The following is a 22,239-nucleotide window of genomic DNA, read 5'->3' as shown; positions in this document are numbered from 1 at the left end:
GGACTCCTCTGGTGCGGAGGGTGGTTGGGTGGGACATCAGTGCTCCCCGGCGGGTACGGTCGTGGCGGTACGGGCGGTGGCGGCGGTCGTGACGGTGACGGCGGGGACCGCGCGGGCCGCGGTCTCGGCGCGGCGGGCGCCGCGCTCGATCCGGCGCTTCTGACGTCGCGTCAACTGCCCGGGGCGCCGGCCGCCGAGCACCCGCGCGGTGACGAAGAGGATCAGCACCACGGCCATCAGGGTCAGCGCGGCGGCGAACGCCCGGGCGACCATCTCCGGGTAGGGCTGCTTGACGTAGTTCCAGATGTAGAGCGGCAGCGACACCTGGTGCTCGCTGAACGGGTTGCCGTTGAACTGCGAGGTGAAGCCGGAGGTCAGCAGCACCGGCGAGGTCTCACCGACGCCGCGCGCCATGCCGAGCACCACCGCCGTGACCAGGCCGGGCCGGGCGGTGGGCAGCACCACGTTCCACACGGTGCGCCACTGGCTGCCCCCGAGCGCGTAGGACGCCTCGCGCAGCGTGCCCGGCACCAGTCGGATGACCACCTCGGCGGCGCGGGTGACGATCGGCATCATCATCACGGTGAGCGCGAGCGACGCGGCGAACCCGCTCTTCTCGAAGCCGAAGGTGAGGATCACGATGCCGAGGATGAAGAGCCCGGCGACGATCGACGGCAGCGCGGTCATCGCCTCGACCAGGGTCCGTACCGGGCGGGCCATCCGGCCGCCGACCTCGGACATGAAGACGGCCGCCGCGATCCCCAGCGGAACGGCGAACAGCGTGGCCAGGCCGAGCTGTTCGAGCGAGCCGACCACCGCGTTGAGCGCGCCGCCCGAGGTGATCGGGGAGAGCGCGGCGGTGTGGTCCATCGACTCGGTGAAGAAGTTGAGGTGCTTCGCCGCCTCCAGGCCGCGCAGCAGCACGTAGCCGATCTGGTCGGCGATCAGCGCCACCACCAGCAGGCCGGAGCTCCAGGCGACCACCGAGACCAGGCGCTCGCGCACCATCAGCGACCCCCACTGGAGCCGGCCGAGGGCGAAGTAGCCGACCAGGAAGAGCAGATACCAGCAGACCAGGAAGCCGAGCGCGCCGCTGAACGGCAGGATCCGCTCGTACAGCATCCAGTCGAGCGCCAGCGAACCGACGACGGAGCCGGCCAGCGTGAACACGTCCTCGCGGGTGACCCCGCCGAGCTTCACCCGCTTCTCCGGGCGGGGCGGCTCCGGCGCCGACGGGACGCCGGCCGGCGCGGGCGCCGTGACGGGTGGCAGGTCGAGCGTGGTCATCGGGTCGTCCCTTCACGGGCGGGCGGCAGCGGGAGGCGGGCGTCAGACAGTTGAGTCATCGTCAGTCCGCCGTGGCCGAGCCGGAGCGGGACCGGTTGATCACGAAGCCGGCCGCCAGGTTGACCAGCAGGGTGAGCGCGAAGAGCACCAGTCCCGCCGCCATCAGGGCGGAGAGCGAGAGGGTGTCCGACTCCCCGAAGCGCAGGGCGATCAGCGCGGAGATCGAGTTGGCGCCGTTCTCCAGGATGTGCGTGATCGTCTTGAAGTTGGGCGAGATGATCAGCGCGACGGCGATGGTCTCGCCCATCGCGCGCCCGAAGCCGAGCATCACCGCGCCGATCACACCGCCCTTGCCGAACGGCAGCACCACCGTGCGCACCATCCCCCAGCGGGTGGAGCCCAGCGCGTAGGCGCCCTCCCGCTCGCCCTGCGGGGCCTGCGAGAAGACCTCCCGGCTCAGCGAGGTGACGATCGGGATGATCATCAGGGAGACGACCACGCCCGCGATGAAGGTCGAGGAGGTGTACGAGGTGCCGATGTCGCCGGTGCGCACCTTGAGGAAGGGGATGGCGTCACCGAGGTGGTTGGCCAGCCAGCGGACGAAGCCGATGATCCTCGGCTGGAGGAAGAACAGCCCCCAGAGGCCGTAGACGATGCTGGGGATCGCCGCCATCAGGTCGACCAGCGAGACCAGTGTGGCCCGCAGCCGCTGCGGCGCGTACTCGGAGATGAAGACCGCCGCCGTGAGCGCCACCGGCACCGCGATGACGAGGGCGATCAGGGCGATCAGCAGACCGTTGGGCAGCACGGCGGCGATGCCGAAGTTGTGCGCCTGGGTCTGCCACTTCTGCTCGGTGAGGAAGGACCAGCCGACCTCGGTCAGCGCGTCCGAACCGCGCAGCAGCAGGAAGAACGCGATCAGCCCCATGATGGCGAAGACCGAGAGGCCGGCCGCGCGCAGCAGGCCGCGGAACACCCGGTCGCCGGGCGTGGCGGGGGCGGTGATGGTGCGGGGTACATCGGGGTCGGGCTGTCGGTCTGGTTGGCGTGGAGCCCCGGCGTAGGGTGCCGCGGGCTCGGCGGCGGCTGTCATGGTCTGCTCTCCGGCGCGCTCGGTACGGAAGTGCTCGGGTACAGGGAGATCCCGGAGGCGAGGCCCCCGGGAAGGGGACTCGGCGGGGCCAGGACGGCGGCCCCGCCGAGTCGATTGCCGGGAGCGTCAGTGCCTGCGGCGCAGCCGCGCCCAGCCGGAGCGCAGTCCGGCCGCGGCCTTCGCTCCGGCGGGGGTGCCGCCGAAGAAGAGCGCCGCCGGGCCGCCGACCAGCAGCACCAGGCCCGCGATCAGCGCGATCGGCAGGAGCAGGCGGGCGGTACCGGCCCGGTCGGCCGCCGGGGTCCCGGCCGCCACCGGAGCGGCTGCCAGCGGGCCGCCGGACGGGCTCGGCGTGGCGCCGGGCTTGCCGCCGGGGGCCGCCGGGGTGCCGGCCGCCGGGGCGCCCGTGGTGCCGTCCGGGCCGAGGCCGCCGACGGTTCCGCTGCCACCGGTGCCGCCTCCGCCGGAGGTCGTACCGGCACCGGTGCCACCGCCGGTGCCCGAGGTGTCGGTCGCCGAGGTGGTTCCGCCACCGGTACCGCCGGTGGTACCGCCGTCGGTGCCACCGGTCGTACCGCCGTCACCGCCGTTGGGCGGCGCGGGCGGGGCCACCTGGTTGCCGGGCAGCTTGCCGTCCTGGGCCTCGACGTGGTCGGCGGCTTCCTGCGCCTGCTGCCGCTGGGCGTTGGTCAGGCCGAGGAAGCCCGGTGCGAGCTTGCCGGGCTCGGTCCCGTAGACCTGGCCCGCGCCGCTCACCGTCTTGACGAACCGCGAGATCGCGGCGGCCTTGTCCTGCCCGACGCCGGCCGTGGGCACCATCGCGTACTGAACGGTGGTGAGGGGGTAAGCCTGTGCGTCCCGGGAGAACTCGGTACCGGCCTGGCCGTACGGCAGTTCCTGCGTCCCGGTGGCGGCATCGACGGGCATGTCCGCCAGTGCGGCCTGGAAACCGGAGGTGGACGGCGGCACGAGGGCCCCGGCCGGGTTCAGCAGTGCCGCCTCGGGCAGCGAGAAGGCCTTGGCCTGGCCCGCGTCCATGATGGCGAACAGGGTGCGGGTCCCGCGGTCCATCGCCGGGCAGGCCTCGTGAGCACCGGCGCTGTTGGGGTCGAGGTTCACGCAGTTGGGCTGGTTCTGCAGAAGCTTGCGGACCACCCCGAGCAGCCCGTCGGCACCGACCGGGTTCCACTCGTACTGCTTCATGTGCCGGAAGTACTCAGGCAGGGCCGGGTCGTCCACACCGGTGTCGTCCTGACGCTGGAGGGCGTCGATCGGGAAGCCGGCGTACTTGGGCCGCAGGTAGAAGCTGTCGATGTGCATGCCCCACGGGTCCGGCTCACCGTTCAGGAACCGCGCGGCGTCCGGGTCGGCGGCGATCCACGAGGTCAGCTGGTAGGTGAGGTCGGTGATACTGCCGACGACGGTCGGCAGGAACCGACTGCAGCTCGTCGGCCAGTGGATCCCGTTCTCGGCGGTCTGCGGATTCAGCTTCAGGAACTCCGGGTCCTGGAAGACACAGGTCGGATTCCCCTCCACCGAGGCGATCTTGGCGCCCTGCGCGGAGTACGACTGGGTGAGCAGCTTGGCCAGCAGTCGCGCGTTCAGCCGGAGGTCCCGGATCTGCCGCCCGGTCGTCGGGTCGTCGACGACGAAGACGACGGACGTCCCGGTGGTCGCGAGCGGGGCGTAGACGTACGGCCGCGCCGGCGGACTGCGGTCCGGTCGGGCCGTCAGCGCGACATCCGGTCCGGAGCCGCCGAGGAAGTCCCCGCGGGCCTGGGGCTCGCCGCCCGCCGGGGTGTACTGGATGGACATCGGGTTCTGGTCCAGGCAGAGACCGGTGCGCCACTGCTGCATGGCCCGGTTGGCCATCTCCAGGCCCGCCGCCTTGAAGGCCGCCGCCGCGGCCTTGCAGTCGCTCGGAGTCGGCGCGAACGACAGCGGCACGACGGCGCGGTGCTCCCACGCACACATCTCGCCGATCATGAAGCCATCGTTCATACCGGGCTTCCAGCCGTACTGGTACTGCAGGAAGCCGTCGGTCGTGGTGTCGAAGGCGTAGTCGATATCACTGGAGTGGTCATTGCAGTCGGGCTGCCCGTTGCGAGCGGCCCAGCCGTCGAGCGGGTCCCCGCCGTAGTTCGGCTCGACCACCAGGGAGCAGGGGTGGGTCGCGTCACAGCCGAGCGAGGGACTCTGCTGACCGGTCCAGACCTCGATGCTGGTGGCCCCGGAACCGTCCGGCCCGGTCGGCGCGACGACCATGTTGGTCGGGAAGTCCGGCGCGGTGGTGCCCGGGGGCGGCGCCGGCTGCAGGAACCCCTTGGCCGGATCCGCGTTGTAGACCGCGGTGCCGTAGCAGTCGGTGATCTTGGGGTCCGTACCGCGGCACTGGTAGACGCGGACCGCGTAGGCGAACGAGGTGTTGCCCCGGGGCACCACCGTCACGGGCTTTCCGCGGACGATGTCGACCGTCGGTGTGAAGCCGCTCCAGGACACCTGGAGCACCTGGTTGCCGAGGTTGCTCGCCTGCGAGACGGTGACGCTGCCCTCGGGGCCGTACGTCTCGGTCGCCGGCAGCCACACCTTGGGGCCCTTCACCGTGAGCGAGCTCGCGGCCTGCGCCTGCGGCAGCGCCCCGATCCCGATCGGCACCACCCCGAGCGCCGCCACCACTCCCCAGACGAGCGCGAGCGCCGGTAGCCTCCGGCGCCACCACCCGGGATGTCTCCGGTCGGGCAGGCGGATTCTCATGCTGGGCACCTCCGTGCGATCCCGCACCACCGTTACGCGGCGCGGAGGATGGATCAGGCTGCGAGCGGCCGGCGATTCCGGTACGCATCCATTCGGCCAGCCATAGATGGCCGGATTCGGTCGGCCTGATGTACGAGGGCCCAACGTGGTGACTCTGTAGCGGAGTTGGGAAATCCACAACGGGGGGCGGGCCCACGCCGTCGCGCGGGCCCGCCGAACTGCCTTGAGGCACGGGAGAGATCAGCTGCCGGCCGTGAAGGTCAGCGAGAGCGAACCGAGGGACTGGCCGCCCTTGAAGAAGGTGGTGTTGAGCTTGGAGTCCACGTACTGCGCACCCTCCACGTCCACCTGGAGGTCGGCGGCCGTCAGGGTCTGGGTGGCGCCCACCTTGGTGACCTGGGTGTTGCCGGCCGGGTCCAGCAGCGCCACCGGGGCGGTGCCGTCCACCGGCACGCCGGTGAGCTGCCAGCTGTCGGCGCTGAACGCGAGCTGCTTGAAGACCGCGCTCTTGCCGGTGAAGACGTTGATGAAGAGCAGGCCGCCGCCGAGCTGGACGTTGCCGTAGTAGCCGGCCAGGTTGACCTGACCGCCCGTCACCGGGAAGGTCGTCGAGAAGCCCGAGGTGTTGTCGTAGGACGGAGTCGCCGAGGGAAGCGGGATGACCACCACACCGTTGAGAGCGGAGTCCTTCAGGAAGGTGGTGTTCTCGTGCACCACCACGCTGCCGGTCGGGGCCGTGGCCGCCGGGGCGGCGGCAGCCACACTGCTGGCACCGGTGACGGCGAGGACGACGACGGCACCGGTGGCGGCCAGGCGGGCGCGGGTACGGGACATGCTGAGCTCCTTGGAGAGTGAAGGTTGTGCTGGGTGGAACACCGGCCCGGAAGGCCGGCCACCGGCTGCCCGGATCCCGTGAACACGCACCGGGGATCCGGGAAGCCGAAGTTCTTTTGGGGTCACCGGCGCCGCACTCGCGCGGTCACCACTCGCGGGCCGGTCGCTAGATGGTGGAACCGCACGAGAAGGCCGGCAGCGGCAGGAAGCCGTAGCTCTTGATCGTGTCGATGCCGTGCCCGCAGACCCGGCCGAGGCCGGGCGTCCCGAAGACGGCACGCAGCGCGGCCCCCGTTGGAGGTCGACGGGAGTTCAGCACCCCGACGGGCAGCTCATGACAGTCGCTAGGGGTTCTGGATGGTGCTGCCGCACGCGGTGCCCGGCAACGGCAGGAAGCCGTAGCTCTTGATCACATCGGTGCCGTTCTTGCAGATCCAACCATTGCGGCCGGCCATGCCGAAGATGTTGCGGAGCGCGGCACCGTGGGCGTCGGCCGCCATCCATTCGCTCTCACGGACGACGTTGTAGACCGTCCGCCCGAAGACCATGGAGGCGAACTGCGGGCTGAGCGTGTTGGCGGCGGTGAACGGCGAGATGCCGTCAATGCTGCGGACGGCCAGGCTGCCGGGCGCGTCGGTACCGCTGCTGTGGCCGCCGTAGACCTGGCCGATGTAGTGCGCGACCGAGTAGGGGAAGACCACGTCCGGGTCGTCCAGGGCCGGGTCGGTGCCCTCGTTCTCCTGCGGGCCGGTGGTGACGCAGCCGCCCAGAGCCGGGTTGCCCAGCGCCTTCAGGAAGAAGCTCCGGGTGTCGGAGGTGTACCGGGGCAGGTAGGGCTTGATCGCCGCGTTGGGCAGCGCGGGGTCGATCTGCTGCCAGTTGGTGACGTAGCACTCGTAGATGGACTTGAGCTGCGCCGTGCTCAGACTGCCGGGTGCGTGGCCGCCGGCCTTGGCCGACCAGGTCACCGCGTCCTTCGCGAAGGCCACGAAGACGTTGCTCTGGGGGTCCTGGGTCCCCGGGTCCAAGAGCTCCGGCCCACGGGAGGAGCGGGCGAAGTCCGCCGGGCTCCGGGGTTCCATGAGTTTCAGAATGCCGGGCCGCGTACCGTGCGGCCGGGAGATCGGAGCGGTGCCCGCCCTCACCGTGATGAGCGCACTGCCGTTCGCGTCCCAACTGCGCAGGCGCGGCGAGGCGGTGTCCCCCAGGCCGGCCAGATAGGCGTTGTACCCGGCGGACAACTCGTTGAGCACCCCCTCGGTGTCCTCGGTACCCACACCCACGATGTCGGTCGCCGACGGCGTGACCGCAGGGTCGGCAACGGCCGTACCGACGGTGCCGGTGGCCGTCACTGTGATGACCAGGGCCAGACCGGCGAGCAGCTTGACAGAGGTCTTTCGCACTGTTGCCAGGACTCCTTGAATATCCGTACTCGGCGCCGGATCCGGCCCGGCGGCCGGGGGTTCAGCACCCCCGGCCGCCTGGTTGGTGACGGTGGATCAGACGGTGTTCTGGATGGTGCTGCCGCACGCGGTGCCCGGCAGCGGGAGGAAGCCGTAGTTCTTGATGATGCTGGTGCCGTTCTTGCAGATCCAGCCGTTGGTGCTGGCCGGGCCGAAGATGTTGCGGAGCGCGGTGCCGCGGGCGTTGCTCGCGGTCCAGTCGCCCTGACGGACCACGTTGTAGACCGTCCGGCCGTACGGGGTGGCGGCGAACTGCGGGCTGAGCGTGTTGGCGGCGGTGAGCGGCGAGAGACCGTCAACCGTGCGGATGGTCAGGCTGCCGGGCGCGTCGGTGCCGCTGCTGTGGCCGCCGTAGACCTGGCCGATGTAGTGCGCGACCGAGTAGGGGAACAGCGAGGCGGGGTTGGTGAACGCCGCGTCGGTGCCCTCGTTCTCCTGCGGGCCGGTGGTGACGCAGGGGCCCAGGGCCGGGTTGCCGATCGCGGTCAGGAAGAAGGCCCGGGTGCCGGAGTCGCTCTGGGGCAGGTACGGCTTGATGGTGGTGCCGGCCGGCACGGACGGGACGATCGTGTGCCAGTCGGTGGTGCCGCACTCGTAGATGGACTTGAGCTGGACGGTGGTGAGGTCGGCCGGGGCGTAGCCGGTGGCCGGGGCGGACCAGGAGACCGCGTCCTTGGCGAAGGCCACGAACACGTCGGTGGTCGGGTCGCCACCGGGGTTCGCCTTCGGGCCACGCGAGGAGCGGGCCACGTCGACCGGGCTGTTGAGCGCGTTCAGCGCGGTGATGCCGGCGCCGGAGCCGTTCGGACGGTTGAAGTTGGAGACGCCGGCCCGCAGGTTGATGGTGGCGGAGCCGGTCGCGTCCCAGCTGTAGTAGCGCGGCGAGGTGGTGTCGCCGATGCTCGCCAGGTAGGCGTTGTAGTCGGTGGAGAACTGGTTCGACACGGCCTGGGTCGTGTCGGAGCCCACGCTCACGATGTCCGTGGCGGCCGGGGTGACCGTCGGGTCGGCAATGGCGGTGCCACTGGCGATCGTGGCGACCGAGGTCGCGAGAGCGGCGACGGCGAGCAGCTTGGCAGCGGTCTTGCGCATGTTCCTGTTCCTCCGGTGGGAGAGACGTACATCGCTGTACCCGGGCCCTGGTTGGGGGCCCGGGGCCGGTGACCGCGTCCGCGGCGGTCCGTCCGGCAGAGCTGATCCTGTCCGGCTCGGAGGTTCCGCCGGAAGGGTGGTCGACGACGGGCGGAGATTGTCGATACGTCGGTTCAGACAGGTTTAGCGACTGGTCAGCGCGGGCGTGGAGGGGCAGAAACACGCAGGTCGCAGGCCTGTGACGTTCTTCTCCAGGTGGCGGTTCGGGAGGCTGCCGGAAACCTGGGCTTCACCGGAACGGCGCGCACGGGGCAGCGGTAGCCACGGCGGGCGGACGTGCGGGGAGTGCCGGGCGGGCCGGGAGCGCGGGAACGCCGGAGCCGGGGCGGGCGGGAGGGCGCGAACGGGCCGACGGGGGAAGAAACGAACGGTCGGCAGGGGCGCGCAGCGTCACCAGGGCCAGCGGGCGTCACGGCCGGCCCGCCGCAGTTCCTGGCCGACCCAGTGGAGCCCGGCCAGGAAGCCGTCCACCCCGGCCTGGCACTGGTCGCGCCGCAGATAGCCGCGGGCGCTGCGGGCGATCGGGCCGGCCTCGCCCGCGCCCGGCCGGGTGCTGCGCACCGGCAGGTAGGCGGTCCACACCCAGAGCCGGGCCTCGGACTGTCCGACGGTGCACCGCAGCGCGGCCCGTTCGATGATCAGTTCTCTGACCGCGTCGGCGAGTTCGTCCTCGCTGCGGTAGGTGCGCACACCGACGCCCAGCTGCCGCCCGTTGGCGGCGCGCAGCGCCCAGCCGACGCACTGGCCGGCCGCGGGGACGGTCAGCAGTCTCGGACCACGCCGCTCAGCCCGCATCGGACGGTCTCAACGGGACTCTGATGTCGGTGAGTTCGTGACCGGGATGCTTGGCCAGCAGCGCCACGAACCGCCGGAAGGCGTTCTGGCAGGTCGCGTACCGCTCGTACGCACGGCTGGAACGCACCTCGGGGAGGGTGCGGGAGCCGGGGACGACCCAGATCCAGCCGATGCCGTCCCGGACATGGGTGATCCGGGCGACCAGCCCGTCCGCACCGGCCCGTAAGCCGTCGAAGCCGCGCTCGGCCTCACCGGCCGTCTCGTACGCGGCCGGGGTGATCGCCACCACCCGGCCGTTGGGCGCCTTCAACTGCCAGCGGTACCGGCCGTCCGGCGCCCGTTCGGTCCGGAACCCCCCGCGACCTGCCCCTGCTGCGGTGTGACCGCGACCTGACGCGTCCACTGCTCCCCCAGTCCGGTACCTCTCCGAGACGGGAGTAAAGCTATGTGTGCACACGAGGGCGCCGGAAGGGAGGGAAATGCACAACTTGCTCCGTTGGCCGGGAAGTTCTCTCTCGTTAAACTTTCACCGGGTGTACACCAACTGGACGCCGTCCTCCCTTTCCGTGCACAGGGCGTTCGAAACCGGCCGGACACGCAGCGTCGAACGTTCAGAGCCGGGCGGTCCAGCACACCCTCGTGCCCTTGCCGTACGGGCCCGGCTCGTGCCACGCGTCGCCGCCGAGCACCTCCGCCCGCCGGGTCAGGTTGCGCAGGCCGCTGCGGCGCCCACCGGGCGGAATGCCGACGCCGTCGTCCGTCACGGTGAGCAGCACACCCGGCCGCCCGGCCCGGTCCAGCGACTCCGGGCCGCCGCCCATCGGATGGCCCTCGTCGTCCAGGTGCACGGTCGCGTCGATCTCCACCCCGACCCGCGAGGCCCGCGCGTGCCGGGCCGTGTTGGAGAGCATTTCCCTTAGCGCCGCCAGGAGTTGACGCCCGGTATTCTCGCCGACCAGGCTCTCCACCGGCCCGGTGAAGGTCACCGACGGCTTGAACCCGAGCGCCGCCGCGGCCTGACTGCCCTCCCGCAGCACCCTGGTCCGCAGGGTGTCGGGGGCGTCGCCGTGGTTGTCGTGCTGCAGTGCGTAGATGGTGGTGCGGACCTCCTGGATGGTGGCGTCCAGCTCGTCCACGGCCTTGCCGATGCCGACCTTCACCTCGGGGACGAGGGCCCGCCGGGCGGCGCTCTCCAGCATCATCCCGGTGGCGAACAGCCGCTGGATCACCAGGTCGTGGAGGTCCCGGGCGATCCGGTCGCGGTCCTGGAAGACGGCCAGGCGCTGCTGGTCCCGCTGGCCCTCGGCGAGCCGCAGGGCGAGCGCGGCCTGTGAGGCGAAGGTCTCGGCGAGCTGCTTCTCCGAGTCGGTGAACGGCAGCGCGCCGCGCGAGCGCCACACGCAGAGCCCGCCCAGTACCCGGCCGGCCGCGACCATCGGCACCGCCATCGACGGGCCGAAGCTGCGCGCCAGGCGGATCACCACGGTCGGGTCGCTGGACATGTCGTCCAGGTAGACGCTCTCGCCCTGCAACAGCCGCGCGGCGAAGCTGTCCTGCGGCAGCAGCTCGCCCCGGACGAACTCGGCCGCCTCGCCCGAGGCGTGGGCCACCCGCATCTGGCCGTCCGCGGGCCCGCCGCTGGTGGGCAGCAGGATCATGCCGAGCGCCGCGTCCGCCAACTCCCGTACCTGCTCGGCCGCGACGGTCAGCGCCACCTCGGCCTCGTCGGTGGAGAGCAGCGCCGTGGTGACGGCGGCCGCGCCGGCGATCCAGCGCTCCCGCCGCCGGCCCTCCTCGTACAGCCGCGAGTTCTCGATCGCCACGCCGGCCGCGGCGGCGAGCGCGTGCACGACCTGCTCGTCCTCGGGGGTGAAGGCGCCGCCGCCCTTCTTCTCGGTGAGGTAGAGGTTGCCGAAGACCTCCTCCCGGATCCGGATCGGCTCCCCGAGGAAGGTCCTCATCGACGGGTGGTGCGACGGGAAACCGGACGAGCGCGGGTCGGTGGTGAGGTCGGTGAGGCGCAGCGGCTCGGGGCGGTCGATCAGCGCGCCCAGGATGCCCCGCCCGGCGGGCAGTTCGCCGATCTCGGTGGCGGTCTCGTCGTCCACCCCGACGTGGATGAAGTCGGCCAGTCCGTGTCCGCCCGGCGCGATCACCCCGAGCGCCGCGTACCTGGCGTCCACCAGTTCCGCCGCGCCGGTGGCGATCCGGTGCAGGGTGGCGTGCAGGTCCAGCCCGGACCCGACCGAGACCACCGCCTCCAGCAGCCGCTGCATCCGGTCGGTGACGGCCGCCGCCGACTGCAGGCGCTCCGCCACCTCGGTGACCAGCGTGTCCAGCCCGAGCGAGGAGATCTCGGGCACCCGGTGCGGCGCCGGATCGGACGGCGTCGGGCCGGGTGCGGCGGCGGAGAGGTCTGGCGTGGGGTCCATGAAGACGAGCGTAGTTTGTACGGTTTTCTGCCGAAGGACGGCACGGCCGCCCGGCATCAGTTTCCGACCGGCGCCCCGGCCCGGTCGGGGGCGCCAGGCCCGCTCCCCGGCGCGTCCACCAGCCCGTCCGCCTCCTGCTCCCGTTCCCACATCGCCCGCAGCCGGCCGCCCCGGTCCGCCACCAGGGCCGACCAGGTGCCGCGTTCGGCGACCCGTCCGGCGTCCAGCACCAGGACCTCGTCGACCGTGGTGTCGTCCAGGCCGGCCAGCCGGTGGGTGATCAGGACGGTGGTGCGGCCCGCGGTGGCGGCGAGCAGGTCGGCGGTGAGGGCGTCGGCGGTCGGCAGGTCCAGGTGCTCGGCGGGCTCGTCGAGGACCAGCACGGGGAAGTCGGCGAGCAGCGCGCGGGCGAGCGCGAGCCGCTGCCGCTGGCCGCCGGAGAGGCGGGCGCCGTGCTCGCCGACCATGGTGTCCAGGCCGGCCGGGAGGGTGTCGGTCCAGTCCAGCAGGCGGGCGGCGGCGAGCGCCGCGCGCAGCTCGTCCTCGGTGGCCGCCGGCCGGGCCAGCCGGAGGTTCTCCCGCAGCGAGCTGTCGAAGACGTGGGCGTCCTGCGCGCAGAGCCCGATCACCCGCCGGACGTCGTCCCCGGCGAGCTCCCGGCTGTCCACGGCCGGTGGACGGCCGGCGGCGAGGGTGACCGTGCCCGCCGTCTGGTCCAGGAAGCGCAGCAGCGCCTGGGCCAGCGTGGTCTTGCCGGAGCCGGACGGGCCGACGACCGCGATCCGGCGCCCGGCGGCGAGATCGAGGTCCACCCCGGTGAGCGCGGACTCGGCCTGTCCGGGGTGCCGGACGGTCAGCCCGCGGACGGCGATCGGCAGCGGCTGCCCGGGCAGCGCCGCCGGGGCGGCGGGCTCGGCGACCACGGCCGGCGCGTCCAGCACCTCGCGCAGCCGCGCCGAGGCGGCCCGGCTGCGCTGGCGGGCCTGGACGGCGAGCGGCATGCCGGTGACGGCCTCGAAGGCGGCCAGCGGGGTGAGCACGACGACCGCCAGGCAGACCGGCGCCAGCGCGCCGGCCCGCACGCCCTGGACGCCGACGGCCGCGGCTGCGGCCACCGTCAGCCCGGTGAGCAGCGCGATCAGGCCGGTGCCGAGCGCCGTGGTGGCGGCCGACCGGGCGGCCAGCCCGGTCAGCGCGGAGTCGGCGGAGCGGACGGCGGCCAGCCGGCCGGGGAGCGCCCCGGCGACGGTCAGCTCGGCGGTGCCGGTGAAGGTGTCCACCACGGCGGTGGCCAGCCGCCCCCGGGCCGGCGCCTGCCGCCGCTCGGTGCCGGCCGACCAGCGGGCGGCCAGCGCGGGCACCACGGCCCCGGCCAGCAGCAGCCCCAGCCCGAGCACGACGCCGGCGGCGGGCAGGAACAGCCCGAGCGCGACGGCGGAGGCCAGCGAGACCACGGCCGCCACCGCCGCCGGCAGCCGCCAGCGCAGGTAGTGGTCCTGGACCGCGTCGACGTCCGCGACCAGCCGCGACAGCAGGTCCCCCCGGCGGAACGCGGGCAGCCCGGCCGGGGCGAGCACGGTGAGCCGCCGGTGGACGGCCGCCCGCAGCGTGCCGAGGGTCCGCAGGACGGCGTCGTGCGAGACCAGCCGCTCGGCGTAGCGGAAGACGCTCCGCCCGATGCCGAAGGCCCGGACCGAGGTGACGGCCATCATCAGGTAGAGGACGGGCGGCATCTCGGAGGCACGGGAGATGAGGTACCCGGAGGTGGCCATCAGGGCGACCGCGCAGCCGAGGGCGAGCGAGCCGAGCAGGACGGAGAGCGCGAGCCGCGGCGTGGTGGCCTCGGCGGCGGGGTCGCCCTCGCCCGGGTCGGTGGCGGGCACCGGCCGGCCGTCGTGCGTGAGCCGGGGCGGGCGGGCGGCCGCGGCGGCCATCGGGGCGGGCCCGGCCAGCCGTACCCGCTCGTCCGCCACCGCCAGCAGGGCCGGGCGGTGGGCGACCAGCAGCACGGTCCGCGCCGGGTCCTCGGCCAGTGCCCGGACGGCGGCCACGACGGCCGCCTCCGACTCGCCGTCCAGGTTGGCGGTCGGCTCGTCGAGCAGCACCAGCGGCCGGTCGTCGGCGAGCAGCACCCGGGCGAGCGCCAGCCGCTGCCGCTGGCCGGCCGAGAGCCCGGCGCCGTCCTCGCCCAGCACGGTGGCGAGCCCCTGCGGCAGCCGGTCCACGAAGTCCAGCGCGTGCGCGGCGCGCAGCGCGGCCCGCAGTTCCGGTTCGTCCGCGTCCGGCCGGTACAGCCGCAGGTTGTCGGTGATGGTGCCGGCGAACAGGTGCGGGTGCTGCGGCACCCAGGCGATCTGCCGGCGCCAGCTCTCCGGCGCCAGCTCGGCCAGGTCGTACGTCCGCCCGTCGGCGGCGGTGATCCGGACGGTGCCGGTGTCCGGCGTGGTGAGGCCGAGCAGGACGGCGAGCAGGGTGCTCTTGCCGGCCCCGCTCGGGCCGGTGAGCGCGACCGTGCCGCCCGGGCGGAGGGTCAGCGAGGCGTCGTCGAGGGCGGGCCCGGTACGGCCGGGGAAGGTGACGGTGAGGTCTTCGGCCGTGACGACGGCACCGGCGAGGGCGGGTGCCGCCACCGTGCCCGCCGCCGGCAGCGGGGTCTCCAGCACCTGGAAGATCTCGTCCGCCGCCGTCAGCCCCTCCACGCTGGAGTGGTAGAGCGCGCCGACCTGGCGGATCGGGAAGTACACCTCGGGCGCGAGGATCAGGACCAGCAGCCCGGTCTCCAGGTCCAGCGTGCCGTCCACCAGCCGGAAGCCGACGGAGACCGCGACCAGCGCGACGGACAGCGTGGAGAGCAGTTCCAGCGCGAACGAGGAGATGAAGGCGATCCGCAGGGTCCGCAGGGTGGCCCGGCGGTAGTCGGCGGTGATCCGGGCGATGGTGGCGGCCTGGGCCCGGGCCCGGTTGAACACCTTGAGGGTGGGCAGCCCGGCGACCACGTCGAGGAAGTGGTGCGAGAGCCGGGAGAGGGTGTCCCACTGCCGGTCCATCCGGGACTGGGTGGCCATCCCGATCAGCACCATGAACAGCGGGATCAGCGGCAGCGTCCCGGCGATGATCGCGGCGGAGGCGAAGTCGGCGCCGACGATCCGCAGCAGCACGATCACCGGCACCACGACGGAGAGCGCCAGCTGCGGGAGGTAGCGGGCGAAGTAGTCGTCGAGCGCGTCGATGCCGCGGGTGGCGAGGGTGGTGAGTTCGCCGGTGCGCCGGCCCGCCAGGTAGGCCGGGCCGAGCGCGGTGGCGTGGTCGAGCAGCCGGCGGCGCAGGGTGGACTTCACCCGGGCGACGGACCGGTGCGCGGTGAGTTCGGTGAGCCAGCCGACCAGCCCGCGCCCGAGCGCGGTCAGCGCGAGCAGGACCAGCGGCGTGGTCAGCTCGCCGAGGGCCGCGCCCTGCTGGAACGCCCGGACGACGATCTCGGCGATCAGGCTCGCCTGGGCGACCACCAGGGCCGCGCCCGCCCCGCCGAGGACCACCGATCCGGCGAGGAAGGCACGGGTGGTGCGGGCGTACCCGAGGAGTCGGGGGTCGACCGGCTTCACGGGGTCAGGCCTTGTCGAGCGCGGCGGCCGGGTCGTGCCCGGGGATGTGCTGGACGCCGATCCGCTTGCGGAACACCCAGTACGTCCAGCCCTGGTAGAGCAGCACGAGCGGGGTGAAGACCGCGGCGACGATGGTCATCAGCTTCAGCGTGTACGGCGAGGACGAGGCGTTGGAGACGGTCAGGCTCCATTCGGTGTTGAGGGTGGACGGCATCACGTCCGGGAAGAGCGCCAGGAAGAGCATCGCGACGGCGGCCACCACGGTCGCCCCGGAGGCGATGAACGCCCAGCCCTCGCGGCCCAGCTGGTTGGCCACCAGGGCCGCCACCAGGGCCAGTACGGCGATCACCATGGCCACGAGGCTCCAGCCGTTGCCGCTGTCGGCCTGGGTCCAGACCAGGAAGGCCAGCGCCAGCACGGCCGTCACCAGGCCGGCCCGCAGCGCCATGACCCGCGCCCGCTCCCGGATGTCGCCGACCGTCTTGAGCGCGGCGAACACCGCGCCGTGGAACGTGAACAGCGACAGCGTCACCAGGCCCCCCAGGATGGCGTACGGGTTGAGCAGGTCCCAGAAGCCGCCAACGTAGTTCTTCTGCTGGTCGATGTCGACGCCGCGGACGATGTTGGCGAAGGCCACGCCCCAGAGGAAGGCCGGGATCAGCGAGGTCCAGAAGATGGCCTCCTCCCAGTTCCGCTGCCAGCGCTCCTCCGGGCGCTTGGCCCGGTACTCGAAGGCGACGCCGCGGACGATCAGGCAGACCAGGATGATCAGCAGCGGGATGTAGAAGCCGCTGAACAGCGTCGCGTACCAGTCGGGGAAGGCCGCGAAGGTGGCCCCGCCGGCGGTCAGCAGCCAGACCTCGTTGCCGTCCCAGACCGGGCCGATGGTGTTGATCAGTACCCGCCGCTCGGCACGGCCGCGGGCCAGCGGCTTGGTCAGGATGCCGATGCCGAAGTCGAAGCCCTCAAGGAAGAAGTAGCCGATCCACAGGACGGCGATGAGGATGAACCAGACGTCGTGGAGTTGCATTTCGGATCCTCAGTAGGCGAAGGCGAGCGGCTTGTCGGCGTCGTCCTCGGAGGACGGGCCGCGCAGCGTCGGGTCCTTGGCGGGCGGCTCCTCGGCGGTGACCGGGCCGGCCTTGGCGTACTTGACCAGCAGCCGCACCTCGACGACGGCGAGGATCGCGTACAGCAGGGTGAAGGTGGTCAGGGCGCCGATCTGGGTGCCGATGCCGACGTTCGGCGAGACGGCGCTCGCGGTGGTCATCAGCCCGAAGACGGCCCAGGGCTGGCGGCCCATCTCGGTGAAGATCCAGCCGAAGCTGTTGGCGATCAGCGGGAACCCCATGGTGAGGATGCCGATCCGCCAGCTCCACTTGGTGAGGAACGGCCCGAGCTCGCGCTTCGGGGTGAGCATCAGCCGGGGCACCTCGGTCTCGCCGGTGCGGAACTCCGGTGCCAGGAACCGCTTCTTCCGGGTGGTCCAGAGTCCGATCAGGCCGGCCATGAAGGAGGTCATCCCGAAGCCGATCATGAGGCGGAAGCCCCAGTACGTCACGAAGATGCTCGGGATGTAGTCCTTCGGGTCACCGCCGTACTTGGCGGCCTCGGCCTGGGCGGTGTCGTTGATGCCCGGGACGGAGGAGCTGAAGTCGCTGTTGGCGAGGAAGGAGAGTATCCCCGGGATCTCCAGCTCGACCGAGTTGTGGCCCTTGCTGACGTCACCGACCGCGAAGACCGAGAACGGCGCGGGCGCCTGGGTGTCCCAGAGGGCCTCGGCGGCGGCCATCTTCATCGGCTGCTGGCGGAACATGACCTTGGCCAGCGAGTCGCCGCTGAGCGCGGTGCCCAGACCGAAGATCACCGCGAGGACCAGGCCGAGCCGCAGCGAGGTCCGCATCACGGCGGTCTTCTTGGGGTCGGCCGTCTCCGGCTTGCGCTTGGCCTTCCAGAGGTGGAAGGAGGCGATGCCGACCATGAAGGCCGCGCCGGTGAGGAAGGCCGCGGTCAGGGTGTGCAGCACGACGGTGACGGTGGTGTCCTGGAACAGCACCCGCGCTATGTCGGTGAGCTGCGCCTTGCCGGTCACCGGGTCGATCGAGTAGCCGACCGGGTGCTGCATCCACGAGTTGGCGGCCAGGATGAAGTAGGCCGAGAGCACGGTGCCGAGTGCGACCATCCACATGCAGGCGCAGTGCAGCTTCTTCGGCAGCTTGTCCCAGCCGAAGATCCAGAGCCCGATGAAGGTGGACTCGAAGAAGAAGGCGATCAGCGCCTCCATCGCGAGCGGGGCACCGAAGACATCACCCACGAACCGGGAGTAGTCCGACCAGTTCATGCCGAACTGGAACTCCTGGACGATGCCGGTGACCACGCCCATCGCGATGTTGATCAGGAAAAGCTTCCCCCAGAACTTGGTGGCGTGGAAGTACTTCTCCTTGTTCGTCCGCACCCAGGCGGTCTCCAGCCCGGCCACGATGGCGGCCAGGCTGATGGTGAGCGGGACGAAGAGGAAGTGGTAGACGGTGGTGATGCCGAATTGCCATCGCGCGATGGTCTCGTGAGCGATTGCCAGTTCCACGTCGCCCTCTCTCCAACTGACCCTGTCGTAGGGCACATTCAGGACAAACTTCATCTATAGCTGTAGACCGCTGCCCAACCGCGCAAGCTTGTCCGCTTGTGAACGTGAACACGTTCACAAGGGAAGTATCCACGATGCTTACGAGCGGCCCGCAGGCGGGGTGGGGGTTGACCAGCGATGTTGTGCGCACAGTCTGCGGACCCGCCCGGCGCCGCCACAACAAGCGGGCCGGGCGCGCACCGCGGCAATCTTGGCCGATCCGTCGCTTGACAGACGGGGCCGGGCCCAGGCCGATCGGCAGGATCCGGCCGCACCGCTGCCGCTCCGCCCTGGATGGCTACAGTGCGTCCATGACTCTTTCGGCGGCGATGATCACAGTGGACTGCGCGGAGCCGCAGGAGCTCGCCCGGTGGTGGGCGGCCGCGCTGGACGCGGAGATCGTCCAGGACTTCGGCGAGTTCGTCGTGGTCGGTGCGGAGCCGGTGGCTCTGGGATTCCAGCGCGTCCCCGAGGACAGGCAGGGCAAGAACCGCGTCCATGTGGACTTCGCGTCGCAGAGCCGCCCCGATGAGGTGGACCGGCTGGTGGGCATGGGCGCAACAGTCGTGAGCGAGCACAGCGTGCCGGGTCTGGCCTGGACCGTTCTGCGGGACCCGGCCGGCAACGAGTTCTGCGTCAGGTAGCCGCGCCGCCGGCCGCCCGGAAAGGTACCCCCACGCTGTTCGGCGGTCCCTCGCTGCTGCGAGGGCCCGCCGGGCTCGGGCTACGTGGCGTAGCCGAGCTCCTTCCGTACGGCGGGGGTGCAGTCGGGGCAGGCGAGGACGAGCCAGCCGGGGCCGCTGACGGCCTCGATGTGGCCGACGACGGTGACGCCGGGGCGGCGCCGGTGGCAGTGCGAGCAGAACTCTTCGGGGGTCTCGTCCGGCGTGCTGTCCGTCACCGGGCCACCGCCCCGACGGTGAGGCTGTCGAGCCAGTGGGAGGGGTCGGGCAGGTCGAGCGCGGCGGCGAACGCCTCGGCCCGGCGCCTGCGTTGGCGGGCCACCTCGGCGAGCCAGGTGTCGAGGTCGGTGCAGATGAAGCTCGCGACCTCGGGCCCGCGCCGGGGCTTCGGGGCGAGGAAGGCACAGGCCGAGCGGAGGACCGAGGGCTTCGCCCGTCGGCCGGTGCCGGGGGCGAGGAACGCCCGGAGGGGTTCGAAGAGGGTCGCGATAAGCTCGCGCATGTCGTCAGCTCCGTTGTAGCTGGTGGCATCGGCCTCGGACCGTTCCCGCGATCCGAGGCCACTTACGTCTTCGACGGTACCTAACCCTATCCCCGCCTGTCCATACCTATACCCGGATGCCCGGGCCTATGAGGGGAAGGCATCCCCTGTGTACGGTCATGCCGTGATCGAGTTCGACCCCACCCAGCCGAAGTGGCAGCAGATCGCGGAGCTCCTGCGAGCGCGCATCGCGAGCGGCGAGTACCCGCCGCGCCACCTGATCTCCGAAGTGCAACTGGAGAGCGAGCTGGGCGTGAACCGGAAGACTGTCCGCAAGGCGACGGACGCCCTGCGGACAGAGGGCCTGATCACGACGACGCCCGGGATGGGCTCCTTCGTCACCGACCGCAGCGCGTAGCCTCCGCCTTCTTCAGGCGGCCCGTTGACCGTGGACGAGAAACGGGAAGCGGTAGGGGACGGTGGCGAGAGCCTCCTGCACGCGGGCGGCCTGGGCGGGGCTCATCACGCCGGGCAGCTCACACGGGTCGACGAACCGGGCGCCCAGCAGACCGCTCCGGTTCCGGGGCAGCACGGCGATGCGAGCGGCTTCCCGGTCCGCGACGGTGCCGCCGGCGAAGACCAGGTTGAGACGTTCCAGGTAGCGGTCGGCGGGGGTGAAGTCCACCGCGACGAGATGGGTGACGCGGCGGTGGAGGCCGGTCTCCGCCCGGAGGTGCCGGGCAGCGGCCTCGTGCGGGGGCTCATCGGGGCGGGCACTGCCGCCGGGGAGGATCAGGCCGTCCATGAAGTCCGGGTCGATGAGCAGGACGTGGCCTCGCCGGTTCCGCAGGAGCACGAGGCAGCCGAGCCGGCAGACCGGGGGCTTGGCCGACAACCGGGGATCACGCACCGAGGTGGCCACCTTCCCGCCTCGGCCGACGGAGGAGTTCAGCCTTCGACGGCTTGCCGCTCATACCGCAGGCCCTTTCGCAGCAGGTCCGTGATCCGGACGATCTGGGCAGTTCGGGCCGACCCGAGGTTGATCAGATAGGCACCGGTCAACCGCCCGTAGTCCCAGTCCACTTCGACGGAAGGCAGCTTGGCGTCACCGAGCGCCAGGACAGCGACCAGGTCCTCAACGGCAACGGCGGCCTCCCGCCGGTACTCGGCGGTCGCCCGGTTGAGCATGGTCCCCATCACGCCACCACCCGGTGCGACTCGAACCCCCGCCAGGCCTTCTCGGCGACACTGAAGGACGAGAACCCGCACAACGCCCCGTCGGAGCCACGCAGCCACTCCCCCGTCAGCTCGTTCCGCACCCGGTAGAGCCGGGCCTCACGGTCCCAACGCACGCCGTAGCCGTGGAGCTTGGCGATCGACGGAGCGGCCTCGGTTTCGTGGACCCGTGGCACTTCGCTTCCCGCTCTCTCCGGCTCGCCGACCGACCTCATGGCACCCATGGCGAACCACCCCTTCTTCAAGCATCAATCAGACAAGCAGACTTAGAGCGAACTTAACTGTCCGTGTCCCAATCGTTGCTCACCGCAGGTACGCTGACCAGCGTTGCTCTGTGCCGCGCTGGGAATGGACACATCGGAGGGGCGCCATGGCCTTCAAGCCCAACGAGCTGGATCCGGGGCGTTCGGCCCGCGACCTCTTCGGGTGGGAGATGCGTACGCATCGCCAGCACGCCGGATCCATGTCTCTGGACCAACTGGCCTTGGTAGTCGGTTACATCTCCAAGGGGCACCTGGCTCGCATCGAGCGCGCCGAATCGATGCCTCCGCCCGATCTTCCGGCCAAGCTTGATGCCGCCTTCGGAACGGACGGCATCTTCGGCCGGATCTACCGAGTCGCCAAGAAGGAAAAGTTCCCGGGCAAGTACCGCCGATGGTCCGAGTTGGAAGCCAGAGCTTCTGTCATCGAGGAGTACTCCTGCGCCACCGTCCCAGGACTTCTCCAAACGCCCGAACTTGCCCGCCTCTCACTCCAGGTAGGGCATCCATACATGACTCCACAAGAACTGGACACGTCGCTCACGACACGGCTGGACCGGCAGAAGCGCCTGGATTCGGAAACACCACCCCACTGCTGGTTCATCATCGATGAGTCCGCGCTCCATCGCCCTGTCGGCGGACACGTGGTGATGGCCAGACAGCTTGACGCACTCGCTGCCGATCGACGCCCCCACATCACGATCCAGGTGCTCCCCTTCACCGCAGGGGAGCACGCCGAGATGGGTGGCTCTCTCTTCCTGTACACAGTCTCCGACAGCCCGTCGATGGCATGGGAAGAAGGCGCCCGAAACGGCGAGCTCATCGAAGACGTCAAGGGTGTGGCCAAACGCCGCAGGTCCTACGATCTGCTGAGGGCTCTGGCCCTGTCACCCCGGGACTCCCGGGCCATGATCAGACGCATCTCGAAGGAGTACGGCCGTGCGAGCACACCAGCAGGAGAAGTGGCGGAAGAGTAGCTACAGCAACAACGACGGCGGCGCCTGCATCGAGGTGGACGACACCCACCCGGGCCGGGTCCGGGACAGCAAGGACCCCGACGGACCCCGGCTGCACTTCTCGCCGACGGGCTGGCAGGCCTTCGTCACCGCCGTCCGCACCGGCGAGTTCGACGCCAGCTGATCAGCCCTTCGGCGCTGCCGCCCCTTCGCACCGGGGCGGCAGCGCCTTCTGAAAACCCGAATCACCTGAGCGAGGCTACGTCTCTCGTACTACCGAGACATTGAGGCGCTGTCGCAGGCTGCATCACTGGCAACAATCCGCAAGGCACGAGAGGAACTCCACCCATGGCTGAGGCCGCCATCCCCGTAGACCTGTCCGACGTTTCCTGGTTCAAGTCCACGTACAGCGACAACGGCGGGACGTGTGTGGAAGTATCGCCCGACCTCCCCGATATCGTCCCCGTCCGTGACTCAAAGGACCTGGGGGGACCCGTTCTTGTGTTCCCGACCGGTGTCTGGCAGTCGTTCGTCACCGCCGTGCAGGCCGGCGAGTTCGGCGCTGTCTGACACTGTCCTGTTCCTGTT

23 protein-coding genes are annotated in these 22,239 nt (G+C 71.3%); 5 read left to right on the top strand and 18 right to left on the bottom strand.

The genetic code is table 11. The annotated features are described in order from the left end of the window. Nucleotides 1-36: 36 nt before the first annotated feature. The 13 genes from pstA to AB0P06_RS05215 form a co-directional block, all read right to left on the bottom strand. Entirely contained in the window at nucleotides 37-1,287 is a 1,251-nt protein-coding gene (gene pstA / locus AB0P06_RS05275; RefSeq protein WP_363605225.1) for a phosphate ABC transporter permease PstA, read from the bottom strand. 61 nt (nucleotides 1,288-1,348) lie between these two features. Further along, entirely contained in the window at nucleotides 1,349-2,380 is a 1,032-nt protein-coding gene (gene pstC, locus AB0P06_RS05270; protein ID WP_363605224.1) for a phosphate ABC transporter permease subunit PstC, read from the bottom strand. A 126-nt stretch (nucleotides 2,381-2,506) separates the two neighbouring features. Continuing rightward, nucleotides 2,507-5,134 (bottom strand): hypothetical protein, encoded by a 2,628-nt coding sequence (locus AB0P06_RS05265; protein WP_363605223.1) that lies wholly within the window; start codon nucleotides 5,132-5,134, stop codon nucleotides 2,507-2,509. 240 nt (nucleotides 5,135-5,374) lie between these two features. Then, on the bottom strand, nucleotides 5,375-5,968 hold the full coding sequence (locus AB0P06_RS05260) for a hypothetical protein (RefSeq protein WP_363605222.1): 594 nt from the start codon (nucleotides 5,966-5,968) through the stop codon (nucleotides 5,375-5,377). 166 nt (nucleotides 5,969-6,134) lie between these two features. Continuing rightward, the gene (locus tag AB0P06_RS05255; RefSeq protein ID WP_363605221.1) at nucleotides 6,135-6,287 is read right to left on the bottom strand and encodes a hypothetical protein; all 153 of its coding nucleotides are present in this window, start codon (nucleotides 6,285-6,287) and stop codon (nucleotides 6,135-6,137) included. A 25-nt stretch (nucleotides 6,288-6,312) separates the two neighbouring features. Continuing rightward, a complete protein-coding gene (locus AB0P06_RS05250) occupies nucleotides 6,313-7,371 on the bottom strand; it encodes a substrate-binding domain-containing protein (protein ID WP_363605220.1) in 1,059 nt (352 codons plus the stop codon). Between the two features lie 96 nt (nucleotides 7,372-7,467). Further along, entirely contained in the window at nucleotides 7,468-8,523 is a 1,056-nt protein-coding gene (locus AB0P06_RS05245) for a substrate-binding domain-containing protein (RefSeq protein ID WP_363605218.1), read from the bottom strand. 450 nt (nucleotides 8,524-8,973) lie between these two features. Next, complete coding sequence (locus AB0P06_RS05240; protein WP_363605217.1) at nucleotides 8,974-9,378, bottom strand: hypothetical protein; 405 nt, start codon at nucleotides 9,376-9,378, stop codon at nucleotides 8,974-8,976. Next, entirely contained in the window at nucleotides 9,368-9,688 is a 321-nt protein-coding gene (locus AB0P06_RS05235; protein ID WP_363605216.1) for a hypothetical protein, read from the bottom strand. The genes AB0P06_RS05240 and AB0P06_RS05235 overlap by 11 nt, the downstream gene beginning before the upstream one ends. Nucleotides 9,689-9,989: 301 nt before the next feature. Next, a complete protein-coding gene (locus AB0P06_RS05230) occupies nucleotides 9,990-11,654 on the bottom strand; it encodes a GAF domain-containing protein (protein WP_363605484.1) in 1,665 nt (554 codons plus the stop codon). Between the two features lie 212 nt (nucleotides 11,655-11,866). Further along, a complete protein-coding gene (cydD, locus tag AB0P06_RS05225; RefSeq protein WP_363605215.1) occupies nucleotides 11,867-15,412 on the bottom strand; it encodes a thiol reductant ABC exporter subunit CydD in 3,546 nt (1,181 codons plus the stop codon). A 4-nt stretch (nucleotides 15,413-15,416) separates the two neighbouring features. Continuing rightward, a complete protein-coding gene (cydB, locus tag AB0P06_RS05220) occupies nucleotides 15,417-16,442 on the bottom strand; it encodes a cytochrome d ubiquinol oxidase subunit II (RefSeq protein ID WP_363605214.1) in 1,026 nt (341 codons plus the stop codon). A 9-nt stretch (nucleotides 16,443-16,451) separates the two neighbouring features. After that, nucleotides 16,452-17,996 carry a cytochrome ubiquinol oxidase subunit I gene (locus AB0P06_RS05215; RefSeq protein WP_363605212.1) on the bottom strand — a complete coding sequence of 515 codons (1,545 nt, stop codon included), beginning with the start codon at nucleotides 17,994-17,996 and terminating at the stop codon, nucleotides 16,452-16,454. Between the two features lie 350 nt (nucleotides 17,997-18,346). Between AB0P06_RS05215 and AB0P06_RS05210 the strand changes: the two genes are divergently transcribed. Beyond that, nucleotides 18,347-18,679 carry a VOC family protein gene (locus AB0P06_RS05210; RefSeq protein WP_363605211.1) on the top strand — a complete coding sequence of 111 codons (333 nt, stop codon included), beginning with the start codon at nucleotides 18,347-18,349 and terminating at the stop codon, nucleotides 18,677-18,679. Between the two features lie 80 nt (nucleotides 18,680-18,759). On the opposite strand, the gene AB0P06_RS05205 is transcribed toward AB0P06_RS05210, so the two are convergent. After that, nucleotides 18,760-18,936, bottom strand: a complete 177-nt coding sequence (locus AB0P06_RS05205; RefSeq protein ID WP_363605209.1) for a hypothetical protein — start codon at nucleotides 18,934-18,936, stop codon at nucleotides 18,760-18,762. Further along, entirely contained in the window at nucleotides 18,933-19,220 is a 288-nt protein-coding gene (locus tag AB0P06_RS05200) for a hypothetical protein (RefSeq protein ID WP_363605207.1), read from the bottom strand. Before AB0P06_RS05200 ends, AB0P06_RS05205 begins: the two co-directional genes overlap by 4 nt. 163 nt (nucleotides 19,221-19,383) lie before the next feature. On the opposite strand from AB0P06_RS05200, the gene AB0P06_RS05195 reads away from it, so the two are divergent. Then, nucleotides 19,384-19,617 carry a GntR family transcriptional regulator gene (locus AB0P06_RS05195; protein WP_363605205.1) on the top strand — a complete coding sequence of 78 codons (234 nt, stop codon included), beginning with the start codon at nucleotides 19,384-19,386 and terminating at the stop codon, nucleotides 19,615-19,617. A gap of 12 nt (nucleotides 19,618-19,629) precedes the next feature. On the opposite strand, the gene AB0P06_RS05190 is transcribed toward AB0P06_RS05195, so the two are convergent. The 3 genes from AB0P06_RS05190 to AB0P06_RS05180 are packed head-to-tail and all read right to left on the bottom strand — an operon-like array spanning nucleotide 19,630 to nucleotide 20,611. After that, nucleotides 19,630-20,109: an NUDIX hydrolase gene (locus tag AB0P06_RS05190; RefSeq protein ID WP_363605203.1), complete on the bottom strand. Its 480-nt coding sequence runs from the start codon at nucleotides 20,107-20,109 to the stop codon at nucleotides 19,630-19,632. A 38-nt stretch (nucleotides 20,110-20,147) separates the two neighbouring features. Beyond that, nucleotides 20,148-20,396 carry a hypothetical protein gene (locus tag AB0P06_RS05185; RefSeq protein WP_363605201.1) on the bottom strand — a complete coding sequence of 83 codons (249 nt, stop codon included), beginning with the start codon at nucleotides 20,394-20,396 and terminating at the stop codon, nucleotides 20,148-20,150. After that, nucleotides 20,396-20,611: a hypothetical protein gene (locus tag AB0P06_RS05180; RefSeq protein WP_363605199.1), complete on the bottom strand. Its 216-nt coding sequence runs from the start codon at nucleotides 20,609-20,611 to the stop codon at nucleotides 20,396-20,398. Before AB0P06_RS05180 ends, AB0P06_RS05185 begins: the two co-directional genes overlap by 1 nt. A gap of 194 nt (nucleotides 20,612-20,805) precedes the next feature. Here AB0P06_RS05180 and AB0P06_RS05175 point away from each other — a divergent pair, with 194 nt between their 5' ends. From AB0P06_RS05175 to AB0P06_RS05165, 3 genes are all read left to right on the top strand, one after another. Continuing rightward, on the top strand, nucleotides 20,806-21,672 hold the full coding sequence (locus AB0P06_RS05175; RefSeq protein ID WP_363605197.1) for a helix-turn-helix transcriptional regulator: 867 nt from the start codon (nucleotides 20,806-20,808) through the stop codon (nucleotides 21,670-21,672). Next, nucleotides 21,635-21,835 carry a DUF397 domain-containing protein gene (locus AB0P06_RS05170; protein ID WP_363605195.1) on the top strand — a complete coding sequence of 67 codons (201 nt, stop codon included), beginning with the start codon at nucleotides 21,635-21,637 and terminating at the stop codon, nucleotides 21,833-21,835. The genes AB0P06_RS05175 and AB0P06_RS05170 overlap by 38 nt, the downstream gene beginning before the upstream one ends. Before the next feature lie 164 nt (nucleotides 21,836-21,999). After that, nucleotides 22,000-22,221, top strand: coding sequence for a DUF397 domain-containing protein (locus AB0P06_RS05165; RefSeq protein WP_363605193.1), 222 nt, complete (start codon nucleotides 22,000-22,002; stop codon nucleotides 22,219-22,221). Nucleotides 22,222-22,239: the final 18 nt, after the last annotated feature.

This window comes from Kitasatospora sp. NPDC088351, from assembly GCF_040685575.1.
GTDB lineage: Bacteria > Actinomycetota > Actinomycetes > Streptomycetales > Streptomycetaceae > Kitasatospora.
Note: the sequence above shows the minus strand (reverse complement) of the source record. Positions and strands in the feature narration are given on the sequence as shown.

Bases quoted from the DNA above. Each gene is read 5' to 3' on its own strand.
- pstA (WP_363605225.1), bottom strand. From the start codon at position 1,287: ATGACCACGCTCGACCTGCCACCCGTCACGGCGCCCGCGCCGGCCGGC.
- pstC (WP_363605224.1), bottom strand. From the start codon at position 2,380: ATGACAGCCGCCGCCGAGCCCGCGGCACCCTACGCCGGGGCTCCACGC.
- AB0P06_RS05265 (WP_363605223.1), bottom strand. From the start codon at position 5,134: ATGAGAATCCGCCTGCCCGACCGGAGACATCCCGGGTGGTGGCGCCGG.
- AB0P06_RS05260 (WP_363605222.1), bottom strand. From the start codon at position 5,968: ATGTCCCGTACCCGCGCCCGCCTGGCCGCCACCGGTGCCGTCGTCGTC.
- AB0P06_RS05245 (WP_363605218.1), bottom strand. From the start codon at position 8,523: ATGCGCAAGACCGCTGCCAAGCTGCTCGCCGTCGCCGCTCTCGCGACC.
- AB0P06_RS05240 (WP_363605217.1), bottom strand. From the start codon at position 9,378: ATGCGGGCTGAGCGGCGTGGTCCGAGACTGCTGACCGTCCCCGCGGCC.
- AB0P06_RS05230 (WP_363605484.1), bottom strand. From the start codon at position 11,654: ATGCAGCGGCTGCTGGAGGCGGTGGTCTCGGTCGGGTCCGGGCTGGAC.
- cydB (WP_363605214.1), bottom strand. From the start codon at position 16,442: ATGCAACTCCACGACGTCTGGTTCATCCTCATCGCCGTCCTGTGGATC.
- AB0P06_RS05210 (WP_363605211.1), top strand. From the start codon at position 18,347: ATGACTCTTTCGGCGGCGATGATCACAGTGGACTGCGCGGAGCCGCAG.
- AB0P06_RS05200 (WP_363605207.1), bottom strand. From the start codon at position 19,220: ATGCGCGAGCTTATCGCGACCCTCTTCGAACCCCTCCGGGCGTTCCTC.
- AB0P06_RS05185 (WP_363605201.1), bottom strand. From the start codon at position 20,396: ATGGGGACCATGCTCAACCGGGCGACCGCCGAGTACCGGCGGGAGGCC.
- AB0P06_RS05175 (WP_363605197.1), top strand. From the start codon at position 20,806: ATGGCCTTCAAGCCCAACGAGCTGGATCCGGGGCGTTCGGCCCGCGAC.
- AB0P06_RS05165 (WP_363605193.1), top strand. From the start codon at position 22,000: ATGGCTGAGGCCGCCATCCCCGTAGACCTGTCCGACGTTTCCTGGTTC.